Source organism: Bacillus stratosphericus (assembly GCF_020524495.1).
GTDB lineage: Bacteria > Bacillota > Bacilli > Bacillales > Bacillaceae > Bacillus > Bacillus stratosphericus_B.
Genome location: NZ_JAIVLB010000004.1, coordinates 1 through 22,784, shown reverse-complemented (window position 1 = coordinate 22,784; position 22,784 = coordinate 1). Strand labels below are relative to the sequence as shown.

Annotated in this window: 21 protein-coding genes and 3 pseudogenes; 13 read left to right on the top strand and 11 right to left on the bottom strand. The window is 41.0% G+C overall.

Going from position 1 to position 22,784, the window contains the following annotated elements; genetic code table 11:
* Nucleotides 1–88: 88 nt before the first annotated feature.
* Nucleotides 89–430, top strand: coding sequence for a TlpA family protein disulfide reductase (locus LC033_RS02420; protein ID WP_226566682.1), 342 nt, complete (start codon nucleotides 89–91; stop codon nucleotides 428–430).
* Between the two features lie 231 nt (nucleotides 431–661).
* On the opposite strand, the gene LC033_RS02415 is transcribed toward LC033_RS02420, so the two are convergent.
* Nucleotides 662–1,156, bottom strand: a complete 495-nt coding sequence (locus LC033_RS02415; protein WP_226566681.1) for a GNAT family N-acetyltransferase — start codon at nucleotides 1,154–1,156, stop codon at nucleotides 662–664.
* Between the two features lie 131 nt (nucleotides 1,157–1,287).
* Here LC033_RS02415 and spoIIQ point away from each other — a divergent pair, with 131 nt between their 5' ends.
* Nucleotides 1,288–2,184, top strand: coding sequence for a stage II sporulation protein SpoIIQ (spoIIQ, locus tag LC033_RS02410; protein WP_226566680.1), 897 nt, complete (start codon nucleotides 1,288–1,290; stop codon nucleotides 2,182–2,184).
* Between the two features lie 337 nt (nucleotides 2,185–2,521).
* On the opposite strand, the gene LC033_RS02405 is transcribed toward spoIIQ, so the two are convergent.
* The 3 genes and pseudogenes from LC033_RS02405 to LC033_RS02395 all read right to left on the bottom strand — a co-directional run.
* Entirely contained in the window at nucleotides 2,522–3,262 is a 741-nt protein-coding gene (locus tag LC033_RS02405; RefSeq protein ID WP_264188605.1) for an amino acid ABC transporter ATP-binding protein, read from the bottom strand.
* A 10-nt stretch (nucleotides 3,263–3,272) separates the two neighbouring features.
* Entirely contained in the window at nucleotides 3,273–3,950 is a 678-nt protein-coding gene (locus tag LC033_RS02400) for an amino acid ABC transporter permease (RefSeq protein WP_226566679.1), read from the bottom strand.
* 39 nt (nucleotides 3,951–3,989) lie between these two features.
* A pseudogene (locus LC033_RS02395) lies at nucleotides 3,990–4,834 on the bottom strand (transporter substrate-binding domain-containing protein); the annotation flags it as partial.
* Nucleotides 4,835–5,050: 216 nt separating this feature from the next.
* On the opposite strand from LC033_RS02395, the gene LC033_RS02390 reads away from it, so the two are divergent.
* Nucleotides 5,051–6,439: an MFS transporter gene (locus tag LC033_RS02390; RefSeq protein ID WP_226566678.1), complete on the top strand. Its 1,389-nt coding sequence runs from the start codon at nucleotides 5,051–5,053 to the stop codon at nucleotides 6,437–6,439.
* A gap of 38 nt (nucleotides 6,440–6,477) precedes the next feature.
* Here LC033_RS02390 and LC033_RS02385 read toward each other — a convergent pair whose 3' ends face one another.
* On the bottom strand, nucleotides 6,478–7,077 hold the full coding sequence (locus LC033_RS02385; protein WP_226566677.1) for an undecaprenyl-diphosphatase: 600 nt from the start codon (nucleotides 7,075–7,077) through the stop codon (nucleotides 6,478–6,480).
* Between the two features lie 472 nt (nucleotides 7,078–7,549).
* Here LC033_RS02385 and spoIIID point away from each other — a divergent pair, with 472 nt between their 5' ends.
* The 4 genes from spoIIID to LC033_RS02365 all read left to right on the top strand — a co-directional run bounded on the left by spoIIID (nucleotide 7,550) and on the right by LC033_RS02365 (nucleotide 10,841).
* Nucleotides 7,550–7,828: a sporulation transcriptional regulator SpoIIID gene (gene spoIIID / locus LC033_RS02380; RefSeq protein ID WP_008343327.1), complete on the top strand. Its 279-nt coding sequence runs from the start codon at nucleotides 7,550–7,552 to the stop codon at nucleotides 7,826–7,828.
* Between the two features lie 184 nt (nucleotides 7,829–8,012).
* Nucleotides 8,013–9,014 carry a cell shape-determining protein Mbl gene (gene mbl, locus LC033_RS02375; protein WP_226566676.1) on the top strand — a complete coding sequence of 334 codons (1,002 nt, stop codon included), beginning with the start codon at nucleotides 8,013–8,015 and terminating at the stop codon, nucleotides 9,012–9,014.
* A gap of 138 nt (nucleotides 9,015–9,152) precedes the next feature.
* Complete coding sequence (locus tag LC033_RS02370) at nucleotides 9,153–9,992, top strand: flagellar hook-basal body protein (RefSeq protein WP_226566675.1); 840 nt, start codon at nucleotides 9,153–9,155, stop codon at nucleotides 9,990–9,992.
* Between the two features lie 30 nt (nucleotides 9,993–10,022).
* The gene (locus LC033_RS02365) at nucleotides 10,023–10,841 is read left to right on the top strand and encodes a flagellar hook-basal body protein (protein WP_226566674.1); all 819 of its coding nucleotides are present in this window, start codon (nucleotides 10,023–10,025) and stop codon (nucleotides 10,839–10,841) included.
* Between the two features lie 19 nt (nucleotides 10,842–10,860).
* Here LC033_RS02365 and LC033_RS02360 read toward each other — a convergent pair whose 3' ends face one another.
* Nucleotides 10,861–11,916, bottom strand: a complete 1,056-nt coding sequence (locus LC033_RS02360; RefSeq protein WP_226566673.1) for a tetratricopeptide repeat protein — start codon at nucleotides 11,914–11,916, stop codon at nucleotides 10,861–10,863.
* Nucleotides 11,917–12,134: 218 nt separating this feature from the next.
* On the opposite strand from LC033_RS02360, the gene fabZ reads away from it, so the two are divergent.
* Entirely contained in the window at nucleotides 12,135–12,569 is a 435-nt protein-coding gene (fabZ, locus tag LC033_RS02355; protein ID WP_226566765.1) for a 3-hydroxyacyl-ACP dehydratase FabZ, read from the top strand.
* A gap of 125 nt (nucleotides 12,570–12,694) precedes the next feature.
* A complete protein-coding gene (mscL, locus tag LC033_RS02350; RefSeq protein ID WP_226566672.1) occupies nucleotides 12,695–13,090 on the top strand; it encodes a large conductance mechanosensitive channel protein MscL in 396 nt (131 codons plus the stop codon).
* Nucleotides 13,091–13,116: 26 nt separating this feature from the next.
* Here the strand turns inward: mscL and LC033_RS02345 are convergent, their stop codons facing one another.
* A complete protein-coding gene (locus LC033_RS02345) occupies nucleotides 13,117–13,527 on the bottom strand; it encodes a YwpF-like family protein (protein WP_226566671.1) in 411 nt (136 codons plus the stop codon).
* Nucleotides 13,528–14,120: 593 nt separating this feature from the next.
* Here LC033_RS02345 and LC033_RS02340 point away from each other — a divergent pair.
* Nucleotides 14,121–14,978 (top strand): Cof-type HAD-IIB family hydrolase, encoded by an 858-nt coding sequence (locus LC033_RS02340; RefSeq protein ID WP_226566764.1) that lies wholly within the window; start codon nucleotides 14,121–14,123, stop codon nucleotides 14,976–14,978.
* A 480-nt stretch (nucleotides 14,979–15,458) separates the two neighbouring features.
* Here the strand turns inward: LC033_RS02340 and LC033_RS02335 are convergent, their stop codons facing one another.
* The gene (locus tag LC033_RS02335) at nucleotides 15,459–18,236 is read right to left on the bottom strand and encodes a DEAD/DEAH box helicase (RefSeq protein WP_226566670.1); all 2,778 of its coding nucleotides are present in this window, start codon (nucleotides 18,234–18,236) and stop codon (nucleotides 15,459–15,461) included.
* A complete protein-coding gene (locus LC033_RS02330; protein ID WP_226566669.1) occupies nucleotides 18,223–19,830 on the bottom strand; it encodes an SWIM zinc finger family protein in 1,608 nt (535 codons plus the stop codon). Before LC033_RS02330 ends, LC033_RS02335 begins: the two co-directional genes overlap by 14 nt.
* 186 nt (nucleotides 19,831–20,016) lie before the next feature.
* Between LC033_RS02330 and LC033_RS02325 the strand changes: the two genes are divergently transcribed.
* Both LC033_RS02325 and LC033_RS02320 read left to right on the top strand, forming a co-directional pair.
* Nucleotides 20,017–20,160: a YwzD family small protein gene (locus LC033_RS02325; protein WP_003214884.1), complete on the top strand. Its 144-nt coding sequence runs from the start codon at nucleotides 20,017–20,019 to the stop codon at nucleotides 20,158–20,160.
* Nucleotides 20,161–20,276: 116 nt separating this feature from the next.
* Nucleotides 20,277–21,596 carry a UDP-glucose dehydrogenase family protein gene (locus LC033_RS02320; protein WP_226566668.1) on the top strand — a complete coding sequence of 440 codons (1,320 nt, stop codon included), beginning with the start codon at nucleotides 20,277–20,279 and terminating at the stop codon, nucleotides 21,594–21,596.
* A 98-nt stretch (nucleotides 21,597–21,694) separates the two neighbouring features.
* Here the strand turns inward: LC033_RS02320 and budA are convergent.
* Nucleotides 21,695–22,129: pseudogene (budA, locus tag LC033_RS02315) on the bottom strand (acetolactate decarboxylase); the annotation flags it as partial.
* 15 nt (nucleotides 22,130–22,144) lie between these two features.
* On the opposite strand from budA, the pseudogene LC033_RS02310 reads away from it, so the two are divergent.
* Nucleotides 22,145–22,633, top strand: a pseudogene (locus tag LC033_RS02310) (flavin reductase family protein); the annotation flags it as partial.
* A 72-nt stretch (nucleotides 22,634–22,705) separates the two neighbouring features.
* Here LC033_RS02310 and LC033_RS17135 read toward each other — a convergent pair.
* A partial coding sequence (locus LC033_RS17135) for an IS3 family transposase (protein ID WP_326849188.1) occupies nucleotides 22,706–22,784 on the bottom strand: 79 nt, incomplete at its 5' end.

The window sequence follows — 22,784 nt, the reverse complement described above, 5'->3', positions numbered from 1 at the left end:
TAAAATTCTTTGATGGGGTTAAACTGAAGGAAGCAGATGTTGGTGATCCTGCCCCGTTATTTCGAAGCTATACGCATGAAGGCAAAAAGTGATTTTGAAAGAGTACTTGCAAAAAGTGAAAGCCGTGATGCTGTTATTTGTGAATTCTACCTGTATGACGTGTAAAAGCATTTTGGCTGATATGCAGGATTCATTCTCACGTGATGATGCCCATGTCATTTTTATGAATGGCGATGAACAAGCGGATGATTCTTCGCTGCTACAATTGCTGCCGGCGCAAGCTGTATATATACGTTCTTCACAAATTATGGAGCTGTATGGGGTAACTGTTGTTCCGCAAGCGATACTCATTGATGAACAAGGAATCATCTTGCAAAGAAAACCGCTTCAAAATGCAAAACAATTTGAACAGCTATTACATGCTTCATAAAAAAAGCGTTTTTCCCTTTAAGAGACGCTCCAGTGTGTAGACAGCCCCCCGCATTCAGTGTCAGTCCTGCGTGCTGGTGCTCACGAATGTCAAATTCGGCTCCGGTACTCGCCCTTTCTGGTCTTCAAAGATTTTCAATTACGCTGAAAATAAGACAAAGGACTAAAATAAATATCATTTTAGCCCTTTGTCAGCAATCTGAAGCCTATCTTTCTTTAAGGGGACGCTCGTTTATAATTCTTTTCCTAGGATATCTAAATCGTACCTATTGCCGTCCATTTCTGCGATGCGTGGTAAGTGTCCCCAGGTCTCAAATCCGTGCTTTTTAAATAGTCGAATGCTGGCTTCGTTGTGGTCGAAAATAAAGGCAAGCAATGTTCGGATGCCTAATGAGGGAGCCAATTCGATCGCCTCCTGTAAGAAGAGCGAGCCTAAGCCTTTTCCTCGATAGTCTTGATTCAAGTAAATGCTCATTTCAACGGTTCCATTGTATGCAGGTCTTCCGTAAAACGTTTCAAAGCTGAGCCAACCGTAGATATTGCCTTTCTCATCTGTTTTTACATAGAGAGGCCTTTTCTCTGAATGATTCAAAAACCACTGACGGCGGTCTTCAACTGTAACAGGTTCAGTATCGGCTGTCACTTCTCTTGAAGCAATCGTTGTATTGTAAATATCGACGATCGCTTTAAGGTCATCTTCTGTTGCAATGCGGTTGAAAGTTTTCATAATATAGTCCCCCATCTTTTTTTCACATCATACATATTATTGAGGAGATTGCGCAAAATAAAAAGAAAAAAATGATTTTGTGTGTATATATTTTCTGCAAAGTGTTCAGAATGTTGCTGAGGTGATGAAAAATGAGAGAGGAAGAAAAGAAACGTACTTCCAAAATCACAAAAGTTCAGCAATTTTTCCGTAAGCGCTGGGTATTCCCTGCTATTTACTTGGTCAGCGCAGCGGTCGTATTAACAGCAGTTCTTTGGTATCAAGCTGTATCAAAAGATGTGAAAGACCAACTATCTAATGGAAATCAAATAGGACAAGAACAGCGTGATGATGCCGTTGAAGTTGGAAAGCCAATTGAAAATGTTGCAATGCCGGTCCAGAATTCGGATAATGTTTCTGTCGTGAAAAAGTTCTATGAAGCAGATGCTGATCAAAAAGAGAAAGAAGCAGCACTTGTAAACTATAATAACACCTATACCTTAAGCAAAGGTATTGATCTTGCAGATAAAGATGGCAAAGTGTTTGATGTCACAGCTGCTCTTAGTGGAACGGTGGTTCAAGCCAAAAAAGATCCAGTTCTCGGTCATGTCGTTGAAATTGAACATGAAGATGGATTGTCGACTGTTTATCAATCGTTGTCTAAAGTAAATGTAAAAGAAGGCGATGAAGTGAAGCAGAATGATGTCATCGGTGCTTCTGGTAAAAATCTGTATGGTACAGAAAGCGGAAACCACGTTCATTTCCAAATTCGTATGGAAGGTTTAGCGCTAAATCCACTAAGCTTCATTGATAAGCCTGTTTCTACTATTGAAAAAGCAGCACAAGAAGTAACGGAAGAAGCGAAAGAACCTGCTCAGCCAAAAGCTAATGACAAAACGAAGGAACCTGCTGCTGAAGATAAGGCCAAAGAGCCGGCTGGAGAAAAATCTGAAGAAAAGTCTGATGAGAAGGGGAAATCCTCTGATCAAGAAAAGTCTTCAGACTCCTCTAAAGACAGCAGTCAGTCAGAAGAAACAAAACAATCTTAATGTCCTGGAAGATCCTCTGTGTATATGTGTACGCAGAGGTTTTTTTCTGTCTTAAAAAGATCCTCCGCCATATGGCGGAGGATGTACTATAAGGCGGCAGGTCCCTTTTCACCTGTCCGGATGTGAATTGTATTTTCTATTTCTTATATAAACATTTTCCCCCCTGGTTCGCCTGTTTAAGTACCTTCTGAGCTGTTTCAGCGGTTCGACAGGTACTTTTCTCAAGACGATTTCGATCTTTCAACCATTTATTTCCTGGCGAAAAAGCCAGAGAATAGCCAAACACAATCCAGACGACAATATAAATGAGGATCACTAAAAATAAAGGGCGTTTGACCTATAAAATCGAGCTGAGAAACAGTTTGGTTCGCTCCTCCTGAGGAGAATCGAACAATTCCGATGGGATGCCTTCTTCCACAATACGCCCTTCGTGCATATATACGATACGGTCAGCTACTTCTTTAGCAAAGCCCATTTCATGTGTGACAATGACCATTGTCATGCCTTCTTTTGCGAGGCTTTTCATGGTTTGGAGCACCTCGCCTACAAGCTCTGGATCAAGGGCAGACGTAGGCTCGTCAAATAACATAACATCAGGCTTCATTGCGAGAGATCGTGCGATGGCAACACGCTGTTTTTGTCCACCCGAAAGTTTAGAAGGGTACACTTTGGCTTTATCAGCAAGCCCGACTTTTTCTAATAATACTTTGGCTTCAGCGATGGCCTGTGCTTTCTTTGTTTTCTTCACCATCACAGGTGCTTCAATGATGTTTTCGAGCACGGTTTTGTGCGGGAAGAGATTAAAATGCTGAAACACCATGCCTATTCTTTGCCTCATTTCGTTTAATTGATTCCGCTTTGGATGAACTGGACTGCCATCGATGATGATATGACCGTCATTTTTTATTTCTAAAAAGTTCATACATCGGAGCAAGGTGCTTTTCCCAGATCCGCTTGCACCAATTAAGACGACCACATCATTTTCATATACGGTGAGATCAATATCCTTTAAGACATGTAAATTCCCAAAGTGTTTATTGAGTTTTTCAACACGAATGATTTCCTTTGATTCTGTCATGCTTCTCCTCCTAATGATCACTGACTGAAAGTTTCTTCTCAAAGGTTTGGACAACGAATGTTAATAGCAGGACAAGAACTAAGTAATAAACGGCCACAACGAGTAAATACGTCATATTGTCAAAGCTGTTGGAGCCTTGAGTGGTGGCCACGTTAAATAGTTCATTGACGCTAATAAAAGCGGCAAGGGATGAGTCTTTTAAGCCTATAATAAATTGATTACCAAGGGGGGGAAGGGCGCGCCGCATCGCTTGCGGGAGAATGATGCGTCTCATCGTTAACATACGGCCCATGCCAAGAGAACGTCCTGCTTCTTTTTGACCTTGGTCGATCGATTGGATAGCGCCTCTGAATATTTCTGCTATATAGGCACCGTTATGAAAGGCAAGCGCTATGGAAGCAGCCCAGAAGTCGGGTATGTTTAATTCCGTGAGTCCAAAATATAAGATGAAAATTTGAACAATGAGTGGTGTCCCCCGGACAAGAAAGATATAGGCATTGGCGATATAACCGAAAATCGCTACGCGGGATATTTTCAGCAAAGCAAAGAAGAGCCCAATGAACATACCGATGAAGATGCTGATCACAGTCAGTTGTAAGGTCAGCAGCATCCCTTCTAGGAAAACGCCTCTAGAATCAAGAAGCGTTTGAAAAAAGTGTGATAGGCTAGGCAAAACAATCAGCTCCATTTGAAGAAAGTGCGCCTAAAAGGGCGCAAAATCTTGGTTTTAATCTTGTTTGACGGTAATATCTTCGTCAAAGTACTTTCCGCTAATTTGTCTTAATGTTCCGTCTTTTTTTAGTGCATCAATCGCATCGTTGATCTCTTCTAAAAGCTCTTTATTTTTTTTTGACACAGCAATTGCTTGCTCACTTTGTCCGAGCCTTTGCTGCGCTTCAATTTCTAATTTTTTCTTCATGGCTTCTGCACCTGTGGCAAAATCAGTGACGACCGCATCGTGTTTGCCGTTGGCTAGTGCTTCTAAAGCGACAACATCACTGTCATAATATTTTGGTTCCTGCCCGCTATGTTCCTTTGTAATATCAGCGTAGGAAGAGCCTTTTGATACAGCGATTTCTTTGTCTTTTAAGTCATTTGCACTGTGAATGTCTGCTCCAGGTCTTGTGAAGATTTGCGGACCGGAGTAGTAGTAGGGCTTAGAAAAAAGGACGTGTTTTTTTCGTTCCTCATTGATGGTATGACTTGCAACTGCGGCATCAAATTTCCCTGCTTTCACGCCTTCGACGATGCTTGCGAACTTATATTTTTTCTGAACAGGCTCTAGGCCGAGCTTGTCACTAATCGCATTTCCTACATCGATATCAAAGCCGGACATCTGATTTCCATCCATGTAACTGAATGGGTGAAATTCACCTGATGCTGCAAAAATAAATTTTCCATCCTCCAAAATCGGCGACCCTTTCGCTGTAGAATTACGTTTATCTCCGTTCCCATTCGTTTCATTTGAACCACACGAAGACAGAAGTAATACTGCAACCGAGAAAAGGGCTGGGACCCAAAACCGTCTTTTTTTATTAATATTCATCTCCTCCTTTTTAGCCACCCTCCTATAAGGAGAAAGTAGTCTTTTCAATATGTGTGTATCTTACCATTTTTTCCTCTTATTCTCAATTATATTTGTGTTATTCCAACACTCACCCTTTTTAAAATGTATGTCTTACTTTTCCAAGCGAGAACATGAATTGCTAAGGGTATAAAATGGAAATGAATCTCATAATAACGGAAGAATGGGCAAAAAACATGCCATTTAACAGAGGGGGCGGGCGTATGAACAAATGGAGAGGCAACCGAAAAGTCTTTTTAACAGCTATCGCATTTGGAACGATGTTAAATCCACTGAATTCTTCGATGATTTCTTTGGCCTTGCATCAAATTCAGCATGATTTTGGTTTGTCGTTTACGACCGTATCTTGGCTTATTTCTACTTTTTATTTAGCAAGTGCGGTGACGCAACCGGTCAGTGGTCGAATTGGGGATCATTTGTTGAGCCGAAGAACGTTATTTTTATTTGGACTATCTCTTGTGGCCATCTCGGCTATTTGTGCGCCATTTGCTCCGACCTATGCGGTGCTGATTGTTATTCGGCTGTTGCAGGCGATTGGAAGTAGTGCCATTTATCCTTCTGGTGTGGGACTCATTTGGGATCATATCAAGGAAAGACAGGCTTCGGCATTAGCGGTTTTGTCTATTTTTGCTTCAGCGATGACCGCACTTGGTCCGACGGTTGGCGGGTTTCTGATGACTATTGGCGGATGGCCTGCTATCTTCTTAGTGAATCTGCCTTTTATTCTCATCAGTTTTTTTCTTTGCCTAGCCTTGTTTCCTAAGGAGCAAAAGAAGAGAAAACTGCGGATAGGCGAAGCTGTACGAAAGCTCGATTTACCAGGAATGCTTCTTTTTACAGCTTGTATTGTACTGTTGCTTTCCTTTTTATTATCACTTGCTGAAGGTATTCAGTATGTACAAGGTATTCTTTTTCTTATCAGTGCAGGCGCTTTTATATGGTGGGAATATCAGGTGGATGAGCCGTTTATTCAAATTCGGATGTTTCGAAAGGATAAGCGGTTGTCACTTGTGTATATTCAATTTATCATCTTAAATATTTTCTTCTATTGTCTCTTTTTTGGTTTGCCGAGTTATTTTCAGGATGAGTTGGGTTGGCGTGTGGAAATGACGGGGCTCTTTATGCTGTGTATGTCTGGAGTGAGCATTATTGTGTCACCGCTGACAGGGAAGTGGGTGGATGGAGGGGATGAACGTCATCCGATTTTAGCAAGCAATGTGTTGATGCTTACAGGTGCTTCTGCCATGACATTCTTTTTTTTCCCTGCGCCATTATGGGGAAAAGGAGTGGTTCTTGCGGTGCTAGGACTCAGTTACGGAATTGGTAATGTTGCACTTCAAGCTGCGATGCTAAAAGCAAGCCCTCAGCAAATGATTGGTACGTCCTCTGGGCTTTTTCAAACGTGCCGGTACCTTGGTTCTATTTTGTCATCTGCCGTGCTTGGAATGCTGTTTGGTGAGGAAATCGCTGGTTCTCATTTTGAGCAATTAGGCTGGACATTGATTATCATTTCTCTTATCGGCATTGGGGTAAGTCTTTATTTTTCAAGTATGGTTAGAGGAAGACAGGCGATAAAAAAAGCGACTGGATAAAGCGGAAGAAGACTCTTCATCACTTTATCACAGGTCGCTTAAGAGTTGGATAGGTCAGAGCCCTGATCCTTTTGCTTCCTTCTAAATATTTTCCCAACAATGGTCTCGTAAAACGTCACAATGCGATCAATTGGAGAATCAAAGAACTTCCATAATTTATTCATGATAAAGACAACCACAATTGATACGACCAAGCTTCCTAAGACATCAAATGGATAATGGTGACCGACCCAGATGCGGGAGAACCCTGTGAGTAATCCAAAGACGAGCAACATATTGCCGAGTTTTTTATTACGGGATCTGATGGCTAATGAAAGAGCCAGTGCTCCTGTTGTATGGTCACTTGGGAAGGAAGCGTCAGCTGAGTGCGGGATGAGTGTGTCGACTTTATGTGCCACAAACGGCCGCTCTTCATAATAAAACAGTGTAATGGCAAAATTGACGATGAGTGCCACGATACCTGTTACACCGGAAAAGAAGACATGCTTCTTTAATTTGTGATTACCTAAAAACCAGCAAATCAATAAGACAAGGGCATACACCAGAATAGCCTTTTTCGTAATGAAAATCATGGCCTGATCTAAAAACTCAGAATGATGAGCCATCCCATGTATGACTTTAAACAATTCGTAATTCAAAACATCACCTATACTTTCGCTAAAACGCCAACTATTTTTCAAACGAGCCTAAATGTTTCATTTGAAATATCTTATATTTTAACATGTTTCCGATGAAGTTTAAAACAGTATCCTATTCTGACATTGAGACCTTTTGTGCTTTTGCTTCTTACGGTTTTCGTTCGTTCCAATAAAAAACGCCCATGCTAAAGATAAAGATGCCTGCAATCAAATAATCATTTTAAAAGTCTGTACCGCATTTGCCTTTTTCCGATAAATCCCTTGTCCATCTTCATTTTTAGCATATTCCCTATGCAATGCTAATACACTGTTACAAACCTGACAAAGAGAGTGTTTGAGGTGAGGGATCGTGTTTGGAATTTTCTACCTAATGGATGAGAAATTAAGACGAACAAGCGCCGCTGAAAATGGATAATCTTCATACGGATCTCATTTCACACTTCTCACATCCATTTTAGGGAGGTCGAGTGGTGTGCACGATTACATCAAAGAGCGAACAATCAAGATAGGAAAGTATATCGTGGAGACAAAGAAAACCGTTCGTGTTATTGCGAAAGAATTTGGAGTCTCTAAAAGTACTGTACACAAGGATTTAACAGAAAGACTGCCAGAAATTAATCCAGATCTGGCTAATGAGGTAAAGGAGATACTGGATTATCATAAATCAATCCGTCACTTGCGAGGAGGAGAAGCCACCAAGTTGAAGTATAAAAAAGAAGAAATTTTAGAAGGCGAGCCTGTGAAACAGTAAGCTTAGTTCTTTGTTCATAAACATGATATATATATCTTCCTCATATCGGTAGTTTCTAACCACAAATTTTGTGAAGATTTTTGTAAAGAAACATCTTTTTTTCTGCAAATTATGATAGAATATATAATTAGGGAAGAATGTGGTATTTGCTATGGAAACAGATTTTCAAGGAGGATATATATAGATGTTTGCTAGGGATATTGGAATTGATCTTGGTACTGCAAATGTGCTGATTCATGTTAAAGGAAAAGGAATTGTGTTAAATGAACCATCTGTTGTAGCTCTTGACAAAAACAGCGGGAAAGTATTGGCTGTTGGAGAAGAAGCTAGACGTATGGTTGGACGTACGCCTGGGAATATTGTTGCGATTCGTCCATTAAAAGATGGCGTAATTGCTGATTTTGAAGTAACTGAAGCGATGCTCAAGCATTTTATTAACAAATTAAATGTGAAAGGTCTGTTCTCTAAGCCGCGTATGCTCATCTGCTGCCCGACAAACATTACATCTGTTGAGCAGAAGGCGATCAAAGAAGCTGCTGAAAAAAGCGGGGGGAAGCATGTATTTCTTGAAGAAGAGCCAAAAGTAGCAGCAATTGGTGCTGGTATGGATATTTTTCAGCCAAGTGGAAACATGGTCGTAGATATTGGAGGCGGAACGACAGATATCGCTGTCATCTCGATGGGTGACATTGTAACCGCCTCTTCTATTAAAATGGCTGGAGACAAATTTGATCTGGAAATTCTAAACTATATTAAAAAAGAGTATAAGCTGTTGATCGGTGAGCGCACGGCAGAGGACATTAAGATCCAAGTTGCAACGGTATTCCCAGACGCACGTCACGAAGAGATCTCGATTCGTGGACGAGACATGGTGACGGGATTACCAAGAACGATTACCGTCACAAGCAAAGAAGTAGAAGAAGCCTTACGTGAATCTGTATCTGCAATTGTTCAGGCAGCAAAACAAGTGCTTGAGAGAACACCGCCTGAATTATCGGCTGATATCATCGATCGTGGCGTCATCATCACAGGTGGTGGAGCTCTTCTAAACGGGCTTGATCATTTGCTTGCAGAAGAGCTAAAAGTACCGGTATTCGTTGCTGAAAACCCAATGGACTGCGTAGCAGTTGGTACTGGCGTGATGCTTGATAACATGGACAAGCTACCAAAGCGTAAACTCAGCTAATGAAATCCCTCATTCTTTTGAGAAAGAATGAGGGATTTTTATTAAAGAAGCCTGCCAATATGCCGATATATTTCATAGAAGATTGTTCATTAATGTTTTTAGGTAGGTCATGTGAAAGAATCATAATGAGGTGAGCACGTGTTAAAAGGACTATACACCGCAACATCTGCCATGATCGCTCAAGAGCGGCGGACAGAAATGCTTTCAAATAATATCGCAAATGCGAATACACCAGGTTATAAAGCTGATGAAGGGGCCATGCGGGCGTTTCCAGAAATGCTGCTGAGCCGAATGGAATCAGGACGTTTCCAAACATCCTCAGGCAAAGGCTTTAGTGTCCCACAACAAACACCGATTGGTGGAATTAATACGGGGACATATATGCAGGAATTGATTCCTCAATTTACACAAGGAACATTGAAAACAACAGATCAAACAACAGATATCGCATTAGTAGAAAGTAATGTGCCAATCAACCCAGAGACAAATCAAAAATCAGCGTTATTTTATGCAGTCAATACACCAGAAGGCGTTCGTTATACGAAAAGTAGTTCAATTACATTAAATGTACAAAATCAGTTGACCATCAATGGCCGTGCCCTTCTTTCAGTGACGGGACAGCCGATTACGGTTCAGAGTGAGAATTTCAAAGTGAATGCAGATGGAACTGTGAGTGAAAATGGACAAAATCTCGGACAAATCGATGTGAGAGTAGCAATGGACACAAGAAACCTTGCGCGTGAAGGAAATGATTTATACCGCACGGCTGATAACCAACCCCTGCCAAGTGCAGTAAATAACGGTCAAATGTCCTATACGTTAAGCCAAGGTGTATCTGAGCTATCGAACGTGGATGTCACGAAATCATATACAGAAATGACAACAGCCTATCGTGCGTTTGAAACAAATCAAAAAGTGGTTCAGGCATATGATAAAAGCTTAGAAAAAGCAGTGAATGAAATTGGAAGAGTGTATTAATAAAGAAATGAAAGGGAAAGGAGGATTCTTATGCTTAGAACGATGATCAATGCAACTGTGTCGATGAACGAGGTGCAAAAGCAGCTTGATATCATCAGTAACAACATTGCCAACAGTGAAACAACAGGGTATCGCGCGAAAAATACCCGTTTCTCAGAGCTGGTCAGACAGCAGTTTAATCAGGTAGATGAAAAAAATGAGCAGGTGGCAAACAGTCGTCTGACACCTGATGGATTAAGGCTTGGAACAGGTACAATGGTCAATGCATCCATTAACTCATTGCAAGGTTCTATCAAAGAAACAGGGCGTGATCTTGATGTTGCGTTTGGGACACCATCGCAGTATTTACAGGTCAATGCCGGTGGAAATATCCGTTATACAAGAAGTGGTTCGCTGTATTTACAGCCAGGTCATAACCGTAATCAGGTACAGCTTGTCACAAGTGAAGGCTACCCGATTCTTGATGAAAACGGAAATGCGATTGTCTTAAATGCTAATTTCCGTAATATTTCAATTGATAAAAATGGGCGACTCACGGCTATTTCTAGAGATAATCAACGGAATCAGCAGGTGAATCTAGGCGTTGTACAAGTCAATAATTCTTCAGCCCTTATCTCTGAAGGAGATAATTTATTCTCAGTAGACGGTAACTATCAAGACGCATTAACGGCACTGAATGGGGGCAATCGCCAAGCCATTCAGCTTCAGCAAGGTGCACTTGAAAACTCGAATGTGGACATGTCTAAAGAATTAACAGATCTCATGACAACACAGCGCTCGTATCAGTTGAACTCAAGAACCATTACGATGGGCGATCAGATGCTAGGATTGATTAATACCATTAGATAATGAGCAGGCGGCGTGTGTGTCAGCCTCTCATGATGAAAAAGGCGGCTCGCTCAAAGTCGCCCTTTTTTTTATAATAATCTGAGACATCTGCAAGCAGATCCTCAAGATCAATCCAGGCTTCTTTTTGTTCAAGACATGTGACGAGCGTGGCAATTTGCTCATCTGCCTTGGGCGTTTGATTATACAGAAGGAATAAAATTTGAAACTTCATTCTTAATATATCAAACTGAGAGGCAACCGCTTCTTTTAGCCCTTTTTGTATATACTTCATTCCTTCTTCCGTTAAATTTTCTTTGAAACAGGAACGCACGGTTTCGTAAAGACATGATACATAGGAATAAGTGGACTTCCGGTATGCTGGGAGACGAAGCGATTTTTTAAAGTATTCAAGTGCTTCCTTATGACGGTTTTGTCTCGATTGAACAAAACCAGCGTCATAATAAACAATACCGAGTAGTTCTTGGTCATCGATCATTTTTACGTATTCGATCATGTCAATAAAAATAGCTTCTGCTTCCTCATATTTTTTTTGATCGCTAAAATTAAGTGCAAGCACAATTTTACAGCGATAAATGCTATGGACATCCCCGTGCTTTGCAAAGATATCCATGGCTTTTTGAACATGACGAATCGATAACAATGAGTAGCGGTTGTTATAATAAATTCCACTTGTACGAAAATGAAATTCTGCTTCCTCCAGCTCATCGTTTAGTAATGGCAGTCTTTCTTCTGCCATTTCAATATAATGAACGGCATCATTTTGATCGCTGTTTAAAGATTCGTATAGTCCGAGAAAGAAGTAAAAGTAATATTGCAGTTCTTCGTTCATTTGATCTCTATGAAGCATCAGTTCATGTTTAAGCTTTGCTAAGTCCTTTGCCTGATTCATCCAGAGCTGATGGCGAAATAACATGAGTTGATAATGTAAGTAAAGCTCCTGTTTCTTTACTAATTTTCGTTTATGTTTTGTTAATGTTGTTTTGATATCTTCAGCCTTCGAAAAATGTCGATTCTTCAGCATTGTATACCACGAATGGAGAAGTTTTCTAATGGATTTATCGCTTATAAAATTCATTTTTACCCTCTTATTCAATCAATGATGTAATATATTTTACCATATTTGTAAAATAACAATGAGTGTAGTGTGGATTATATTTGATGACAATAGGTAACAATAAATTCTATTTTTTACCATTGATGTTGTCAGAGCATTGAAAAATGCCGACATTCATAATATACTTCTATTGGAATCAAATGAAGATTAGAGATTTAGAAAAAAGGAGAGATCAAGATATGCTTGATGCTCAGCAAATTCAAGAGATTATTCCACACCGTTACCCTTTTTTATTGGTTGACCGCATTGTAGAGGTTGAAGGTGAGAAAAGAGCGGTTGGGATTAAAAATGTCACAGTCAATGAAGAATTCTTTAATGGTCATTTTCCAGGATACCCAGTCATGCCGGGTGTGCTCATTGTGGAAGCACTAGCTCAGGTTTTTGGTGTGATTATGCTAGGAAAAGAAGAAAACAAAGGGAAAATTGGTTTATTTGCAGGGATTGACGGGTGCCGATTCAAAAGACAGGTCAAGCCTGGCGATCAGCTTCGTTTAGAGGTTGAAGTGACACGTCTCCGCGGTCCGGTCGCAAAAGGAAAAGCGTTAGCAACAGTGGATGGTGAAGTAGCGTGTGAAGCGGAACTGACATTTTCTATCGGTCCTAAAGTATCATGATTTGCCTGGCGGTTCATCTTACATGAACCGTTTTTTATATAGAAAAGTTCAGTCTGAACGGATAAGGGCTTGCGTTTTTTACAAAAAACGTCATATTAGACAAAAAAAGATGAAGGTGATAAAGGATGTTGAAAGAATTTAGAGAGTTTGCAGTCAAGGGGAATGTGATCGATTTGGCTGTAGGTGTAATCATTGGGGGAGCATTTGGCAAAATTGTCACTTCTCTTGTGAATGATTTAATCATGCCTCTTGTCGGTATTATCATCGGTGGGCATGATTTTAGCGGTTTATCCATTAAAATTGGATCTGCTCAAATTTTATATGGGAATTTCATTCAAACAGTCGTTGATTTCTTGATTATCTCATTTTCCATTTTTATCTTTATTCGTTATTTGAATAAACTGAAACGGAAAAAGGTAGAGGAAGAAGAGGTTGTAGAATCACCAGATCAAACAGAAGTTTTATTAACTGAAATTAGAGATCTATTAAAAAATCAAAGCCAATCAAAAGATGTGCAATAGAAAAAGAGCGCTATCCCCGCTCTTTTTTATGTGTTTTGTTTAAAAGCATCCAGCAGTTTTTCTCCTGAAAGCCCCTCTTTGACGAGGTCTTTTAATACTTCTTCGGTTTCTGTTCTGTAACGATTTGTAATCATTTTACCATCAAGTAACACGGAAATGTTTTCTTCTAAGGCAACGATGTTTTTGACTTGGACTGATAGATGAACAGGGCGGTTGTTTTCTTTTGTGATCGTCACAAGAATCTTCACTTCTGTATGCTGCTGAGAGAGTACCTCAAACACCTGTCTATGTTTCTTTGGAAGGAGTGCCTCGATCATCCAGTGATTTTCACCGTCTTCTTTATTAATGATTAAACCGTCACGAAGGGGAATGCTGGACATTTTATCTTGCTTAGGATCAAGTTCAATTTTTATATCAATCAGCCTAAATGTTTTCATATTTATCACCTCACAAGCGTTCGTTATTCGTATGTACAATTATAGCATACAACATCTGTATAAATGAAACCGCTACCTACTCAGAACTAGCTGTACTGAAATTGAAAGGAGATGTTTTATGGAGCCCTATCAACTGCGAAAAATACACATTGTCGAAAAGAATGATAACCTCAGGCGGTAAAAAGTAATAATTAAAGGGTAAATAGAGAATTTGAAAGGCGATTTTGTCATTTTCATGTTTTGTCTTCTGCGTTTTTTCTAAGTAGACTAGGGGTAGTTGAAAGGAAAGGAGGCAAGCCTTGAATTAAAAGGTAAGGTCTAGCATCTGTCAGTCCCCCTCTAGCTAAAGCGGATAGACTTTGCCTGATGCACATAAACACTGCGTAATAGAACCGTTTCTTCTTTGTATAAGTCACGTGTCCCCTGCGAATCCCCATATGTATCCGGTCATGTCTCGTGGCCGGGTACCCTTTTTATTGATTAAGACGATCAGCCCTTGCAAATAGTGGATACTCATTTCATAATGATGATGGATTTGATAAATGGAATGTCAGGTTAAAGTGGAGACAAAAAAGGAGAGAACGATGACAAACATTCAATTAATCGCAACGGATTTAGACGGTACTTTATTGAACAGTGAACACAAAGTGAGTCAGGAAAACGAGCAGGCATTAAAGGAAGCAACAGTGAGCGGAATTGAGGTTGTCGTTTCAACAGGAAGAGCGTATTTTGATGTGAAGTCTATTTTTGATGAGCTTGGTATGAATACGTGGGTGATTAGTGCCAATGGAGCTGTGATTCATGATCCAACTGGACAAGTGTACCATTCAGCTACTTTACAAGAAGAAAAGGGCAAACACATATTATCCTGGCTTGAGGAACGTGATTATTACTATGAAGTCTTTACGAATGAGGCCATTTTTACACCGAATCGTGGCAGAGAGCTTCTTGCTATCGAAATGGACCGCTTAAAAAGTGCAAATCCAGAAGCTGATAGAGGTGTTCTTAAGCAAGCGGCAGAAGTTCAATACAGCCAGTCGGGTTTTGCCTATATTGATACATATGAAGAATTGTTTCGTGAGGATCAGAAGCTTTCGTTATACAACATCTTAGGCTTCTCTTTCTTTCAAGACAGACTGAAGGCCGGGTGGGATATGTTCGGACAAGATTCAGATTTAACATTGGTCAGTTCGGCCGATCATAACTTTGAGATCGGGTCAAAAGATGCGTCGAAAGGGCAGGCATTAACAAGGCTGTCAGAAAAGCTAGGTATTCCTTTAAGCCAGACAGCAGCTGTAGGAGACAGTTTAAATGACGAATCGATGCTTCAAGTAGCTGGCATAGGAGTTGCGATGGGTAATGCGAGAAAGGATATAAAAGAAATAGCTGATCACGTCACGTTAACAAATGATGAACATGGTGTTGCGCATATGATTCAACATCTTTTGTAGTAAATGAATCGATGTATTTGTATAAATCACAGATGAAGCGCATTCTTTTAATCATGAATATTACCCGCTTGTAAGGAAATTAAGGAGAGTTAACGAGTGGCGCTGGAATCTTATAGGTCCAAAAATCTGCATTTAATCAAGGAAGCCTGAGACTATACTCAGGTAGGCCTGACGGTGAGACCAGTCTTTACCTGATAATCCTTTAATATATGTGAACAAGGGCTTTTTAGATATGACAGCTATCAAGAAACCGAAGTACTAGGGAAGAATTGTCGTTTCCTTCAAGGAGATAAAACTGGGCAAATCGCTTTAAAACAAACTAAGACAGCTATTGAGAACAAAGAGGATGGCACTGTTCAACTAAAAATTACAAAAAATCTGGACAAATGTTTTGGAACGAATTTAACAACCTGCTAATGTCAATGATTTAAAAAAGAGGATTTTTCGTCAAACTTGAGAAAAGTCCTCTTTTTGTTGCGATTAAGATGATTGAGCTGCTGCACTTAATGTGAATAAATCTTCTAGTTCGTTCGTCGATAGCTCTGTAATCCAGCCCTCGCTTTGGATAATTTGATCATTTAATGTTTGTTTTGTTTCAAGCATTTGATCGATTTTTTCCTCGATCGTGCCAGTTGTGATCATCTTATGGACGTGAACAAATCGCTTTTGTCCGATACGATAAGCACGGTCTGTCGCTTGGTTTTCTACGGCTGGGTTCCACCATCTATCGTAGTGAATGACATGATTTGCTGCGGTTAAGTTGAGTCCTGTTCCTCCTGCTTTTAAAGAAAGGATTAAGATATTGAATTCTTTCTTCTGGAAGCGTTCCACCATGTTGTCCCGCTCATGTTTTGATAGGCTGCCATTTAAAAATTGAACAGGTTCTCCAAACATCTTCTCCGCTAGCTGCTTGATCATGTTGCCCATTTTAATATACTGCGTAAAGATGAGACAGCTTTCTCCTTGTTCATGTATCGCTTTCAACAGCTCTGCTAATTTATCCATTTTTATTGAACGCTTCCGCAATTTCACATCTGTCCCGCTTTCCTTTAAATAGAGAGCAGGGTGATCGCAAATCTGTTTGAGTCTGCCGAGCATACTTAAGATGATGGCTTTACGCTGCATACCTGTTAATGAAGCCATATGTTCGAATGTATCCTTGACGAGCTGTTCATATAAAGACGCCTGCTCAGCGGATAACGGGATGAATGCTTTTTCTTCTAGTTTCTCAGGCAGGTTCAGGGCGACCTCTTCATCTTGTTTTGTTCGTCTTAATAAGAATGGTTTGATTAGCTGCTGTAGCTGTTCAATTCTTTTTTCTTCACGATCTTTTTCAATCGGAAGGACAAATTTTTTATGAAAGCTGGTCAGGCTGCCGAGATACCCTTTGTTGATGAAATCGAAAATGGACCAAAGCTCCGTCAAGCGATTCTCCATCGGTGTGCCGCTGAGGGCAATGTGATGCTGTCCTTTTAATTGCCTGATCGCTCTCGATTGTTTCGTATGGGCATTCTTAATGTTTTGTGCTTCGTCTAAACAAATGGTATTCCACTTTGCTGATGTTAATTCATCACGGTCAGAATGTGCGAGTCCGTACGAAGTCAGGACAATATCTGTAGACTCGTACGCTTTTGTAAAGTTCTCACCTTTTGGACGTGATGGTCCATAATGTAGTGCGATGCGCAAATGTGGTGCAAATGTGACAAGCTCTCTTTGCCAGTTTCCTAAAACAGAAGTGGGCGCAATGATGAGAGACGGAGAGGCGTTTTGCTGCTGCTCCTTCAAATAGGTGAAATAAGCGATCATTTGAATCGTTTTCCCAAGTCCCATATCATCTGCTAAACAGGCCCCGAACCCATGAGATCTTAAAAACAGAAGCCAGTTGACACCATGCTGCTGATACGGACGCAGTGTGCCTTTAAAGGACTCACTCATTTCGTAGGAAGGTAGCTCATGTGTATCATTTAACTGATGGACAAGTCCTCTTAATTGAGATGAAAGTTCAAAATGTATATGAGCAAATGTGGAACGATCTAAAAGTTCTGAAGTCGCTTCAGAGGACGCCTCTTGATCAGCCAGTTCACGTGACAAAATATCAGACATGTGAAGCCCTTCGTTTTCGGCACGCTCCATCCATTTTTTCATTTGCTGAATGAAGGTCGGATCGATTTTTATCCATTGTCCGCGAATGTTGACAAGGCGGCGTTTACTTTGGACAAGCTCGTTGAACTCAACTTCTGTCAGCTCGATACCATTTGTGGCAAAGCGCCAATTAAAGTCCATTAAGGCGTCCATTCCGACATACGATTCCCCTTGTGGTGTAGATGAAATCCTTGCTTTTAGCATCATCTTGCTTTCCTTTACGATCTGCCACCACGATGGGAGCAGGATCTCAATACCCATATTCACAAGCGTTTCACTTGCTTCAGATAGGAAGAGCCACGCTTCTTCTTCTGACATGAGGGTAGTGCCAGAAGTGAAAGAGAGCCAAGGGACAACTTGACTGAATCGCTCTAGCTCTCTTAAAATTTTTTCTTGATAAGGACGCCAGGATCTTTTTAAAGAACGGATGCCTTCAAAAAAGTGAAGGTCGTTGTTTTTTTTATCGCGCAAAAACAATTCGATTTTCCAATCATCCCCGTCATAGTCTGGTTCATTTAAGCGCAAGCCGACAGTGAAAGGCGTCTCATCATTGATCCAGCCAATCGTCTCTAAGAAATCCTGCTCATCTAAAAAATGCCCCTGGAAGGATGAAAGGGCAGGCGATTGTGCAGTCATTTGGTTCCACTTGTGCTGCAAGGCATCATCATATTGAATGTAATCCTGTACGGCAAAGGAGAACCAATCAGCTGTATAGCCATCTAATATGCCTTCTTTGTCTTTAAACCGAAGCACACCTTCTGTCCATGCCTCATAATCGGGAACGAAATCTTTATCCTCAATGAATTCGTATATGGTAGAGGCTGTTTTCATAAGGGCCTCGGTTTCATCCGTTATTGTTACAAGACTAAAGGTATTAAATGAATTTTTTCCTAGCAATTCAACGGTCATCCAAGGGCTTAATAGGAAGGCAGGTGTGCCAATAAAGCTCACATCTTCTAAGAACGTTCCGTAAAAAGATGATTCATGCCATTGGAAAAGCTGTCTCTTCATTTCATTAAGCGGAACAGGGTGTCCGTCCTCTGCTTGCGCTGAAATGGTGAAAGAGTAATCTTCTGTTTGTTCTGCATGAATGACAATTAGTTTATGGCGTGTCATCAATCAATTTTCCTTTCTTCATTTCCTCTTGGAACGCACGCAGCCGTTTTGTTGAATCTTGCAGTTGCTTTACATATCTTTCCCAAATTGCATTTTTTTTCGTTTTATGATAAAGCGTCCGCAGTTTTTTTAGCATTTTCACAGACTCTCGATAGGCACTTCGGTTTTTTTGATCGAGAAGCAGTGAGATTTCACGGTGGTACGATGGAATGAGCGCTTCAGGCTCTTCCTTTGCAATTTGTTGGATCAGTTTTTTCTCCAATTCACTGATGGAGAAGCCGTAAAGGCTGTGAATTTCAATCCATTCTGTATATCGCTGCTGAGCATATAAAAGCTCACTATATTCAGTGAATGCATAGGGCATGCAGATTTGGCAATAGCGTTCATATAAATAATGATCCTTCGTCTGCTTAAAGTACGCTTCTAAATAAAAGAAGAAATCACTGACAGCTCCTCGCAGCTCTCTGTAGGGTAGGTTCAACTGACAATATTCTTCTAATATATAGGAGATCTCATTGTACCAGAGCTTAAGTCGCTTCCAGTCCTTGCGGTTTGTGAGATCCTTTAGCCAATTGAGCACATTTGGTAGCATATTCACATTGAGCATTCGTAATTGCTGAAAGAGTCTTTTGTCTTCCTTGAGCAAATAATCCATGTGCATCAGGCCGATGGCACGTTCAACTGTTTGTTCTTGCTGCTGAGCGTTCTTTAGTAAGTCTGTTTCTTTTTTGACCCATTTCCCTCTATTTAATATGGTTCCCCAAATCTCCATAAAGACCGCTACCCGTTCATGCTGAAAAGGTCCGATGATTTGAAGAAGTGTCCGAACGACAGTTGGTGTGTTTTCAAGAAACGGATCGAGGGAAAAGGAAAGGGCGTATGTCTTTAAATGATCCACTGAATCAAAAATGGTGTTCATGAGCTGTTCTACATATGGATTCATGGCATAAAAGTCCTTTTCGGCATCAAGTCGGCCGAGTTCGATGAGCTCATGGAGCCTTAGCCACACATCGATGGACGTATGGATCGCATACAAGCTCTTGAATTCAGGTGAAGTAGGTGCGTGTTTTTTCAGGATCGATAAATAGCCGTAATACAAATGCTGTGGTGTTTGCTGATGCTTTGGCGCCTGTTTCAGCCAGAGGTTAAATTCCTCTTGGAAAAAAGTTAGCCAGCTCTGGAGTGATTGTTCGTCTGGGCGCTTCACATGGAAGTGCTGTCGAATCAATTCTTTGCTGCGTTGTAACTCATCCTTTTCTGACCAATTCTCTGTAAAGTTGGTCACGCTCTCTACTTGAGCGTATAACGAAAAGAAGACAGCGAGAATATGTTTGCAAAGTCCATCCGCAGGGCACGAGCAGATGCTTCTCACTGGAAACAGCACATGAAGGTGGACTCTTGCTGCCACGACATCATGTACATAAGCTGACCATTCCGTATCAGACTCTTGCTTGAGTCGATATACGCTGTCCTGTCTATAAGTAATCAATGCTTTTTTGATCAGTTGTTTGTTTTCATCTGTCGTAGGAAAAAGTTCTTTGATCTGTTCGGCTGTTTGTTTGATTTCTTCTTCGTTGATGTTGTGCTGAAGCATTTGATCCGCTCCTAACCAAGTAAAAGATTCCAATTCTTTTATTATAGCTCAATGGTGATTTATAAAAAAGTTTTTCATGAAAATGGTCATAAATTTCAAAAGCTGTCGAATGATGTATTAGAGTATTGCATAAACCAACCATACAGCATATAATAATGAAATTAGTGGAATTGAAAGGATACAGACATGGATAATAAGGGTTTAAATCAAGAAGAGTTTTTAAAGATTTTGATGTACGCTCATGATATTGGAGAAAATTCAAATGATGTCACTACAAAAGAAATGCTTGAAAATCTGATTGCTCATATTCGAAATGGTCTTGTTTCATAAAGGTGATCCCCTGCTAGTTGTGGCAGGGGGTTTTTGTTTGCTTTTATGAATGGAAAGAAAACTCCCAGCATACGATGACATTACAAGCATAAGGCGTATGGGGAGCTGATAGGGTCATGAATATTGCGATTGCAGGCTGTGGATATGTCGGGCTCGTCACGGGGGTGTGTTTAGCGGAGGCTGGACATGACGTGACGTGTATTGATATTGACCGGCAAAAGGTCATGCAGCTGAAGCAAGGGAATCCTACGATGTATGAGCCGGGGTTAAAGGAACTGCTGAAACGGAATCTTGAGCAAGGACGTATTCATTTTCACGTCAATGGAGAGACAGCCTATCCGCAGGCTGATGTGTTAATGATTGCCGTCGGTACCCCGCAGCAGCCAGATGGTCAAGCCGATTTGCAGTATGTGATTCAGGCTGCAAAAGAGATGGGGGGAAAAGCGAAGTCAGGTGCGGTTCTTGTGGTGAAAAGTACAGTGCCTGTTGGAACGTGTGATCAAATCGATCGTTTTATTCATCAAGAATTAGGACGAAATGAACCGCTATCTATTGCATCTAATCCAGAGTTTTTACGAGAAGGGTCTGCCATTTCAGATACATTGAGAGCGGATCGGCTTGTAATTGGGGCTGAAACGAAGGATATATTAGACCAGCTAGAGGACATGTATGTTGACTTTCACCTTCCGATTGTGAAAACAGATCGTAAAAGCGCAGAAATGATTAAATACGCATCGAATGCATTTCTTGCGACAAAAATTAGCTTTATGAATGAAATAGCCTCGATTTGTGGTAAAACAGGTGCTGATGTTGTAGAGGTAGCACAGGGGATGGGACTTGATCATCGGATCGGTTCTTCTTTTCTTAGAGCGGGTATTGGCTACGGGGGTTCCTGTTTTCCGAAAGATACAAATGCACTTGTCAAAATCGCAGGGCATGTGTCCCATGATTTTGAACTATTGAAGGCTGTGATTAAAGTAAACAATGAGCAGCGAGCCAGCTTTATCCGAAGTATTCAGGAGCGGCTGGGGACAAAGCTGGAAGGGAAGCGAATCGCACTTCTTGGCCTGTCCTTTAAGCCTAATACAGATGATATGAGAGAAGCGCCATCGATTCCGATCGCTCATGAGCTGCATCAATTAGGTGCGGAGCTTGTGGCCTATGATCCTGTGGCAATTCGTCAGGCAGCGAGTGAACTGCCTGATCAAGTCTTTTTTGCTCAAACCATTGAAGAAGCGATACAGGATGCCAGTGCGGTCTGTATTTTAACAGAATGGGCTGACGTTCAGGCTTTCCCACTCTCAGCCTATAAGGAATGGATGAAACAGCCACTTATTTTTGATGGTCGAAACTGCCATACACTTGAAGCAGCAGAACAAGCAGGGATTGAATATCATTCTATTGGACGCAGGCCTGTCTCTCCTATTTATATGTAAAAGAAAACCGATAACAGGTGATGTTATCGGTCAGCTTGTAGAGAAACCTATTTTTTTCTACAGGCTGAACACCCCGGGATCGCCGGGGTGTTCTTCGCTTATTTATCTGGACTGCTTTCCGCACTGGCTATTTGCTGTGCAAGGTCAGCTCGATCGATATCTGCTTGGAAGAAATCCTGCGTATCTGGCAGGTGTAAATTCATATGCATTTTTTGGGAAATTCGGATGGTGACTTGATCAACGGTGTAATCGAATACGTGCCTGCCGACACGTCGATCCTCATCAATAAAGTGAAGATGGTATCCACTCACCGCAATGCCATGTGCGTACTGAGGTGTACGGAAACCTGCGATGGTCCCTTGAATATCATCGAAATCGAAAATGGGCTGTGACTTTACTGCCTCCACCATTGGAACGTAAGGTTTTTCTTGTTTTTCGACTGTGCGGGTTTGAACCTTTTTGAATGATCCATCAATACGAATCGCATAAAATATATTCTTACTTGGCAAAATGCAATCAATCTCTTCTTCTAGCTCTAAGGCTGTCATTTTAGTTTCTTCAATGTCATCAGTGGCGATCCTCCGCTCATCGCCGTTTCCATCGGACGACGCCAAGGAGAGATGAAAGATACAGCAAAGCATATTACAGGTAGAGGAGAGTTTGTTGTTCATGTGAGTGATGAAGCGCTGATAGAGGATATAAACGAAACGGCTGCTACTTTGCCAGAGGAAGAGAGTGAGCTGGATCGAACTTGCCTTCATCAAGTAAAGAGCAGTGTTGTTACAGTTCCAGGCATCAAGGAAGCACGCATTCGCTTTGAATGTCAGTTGGAAAAACATCTGACCTTTCAAAATGAGGAAGGTGAGATCACGGTCGATCATATCATTGGTCGGGTTGTGTGCGCGCATTTAGATGAGTCTGTCTATGATCCGGAAAAAGGATATATTTCAACAGACGTATTAAAGCCAGTTGCACGCTTAGCAGGGAATGATTATGCCCATTTAGGTACGTCATTTGTGCTCAAAAGACCAGAATAACGTGAAAAAACCCCGAGAGATATCGGGGATTCGGGACTGACCCCCGTTTTTGAGACAGGGATCAAAACACCTTTATACAGCCAATTGCCGATAGTTTATCGGTGATTGGTTGTTTAGTTTTGTTTGAATACGAATGTTGTTATAATAATAA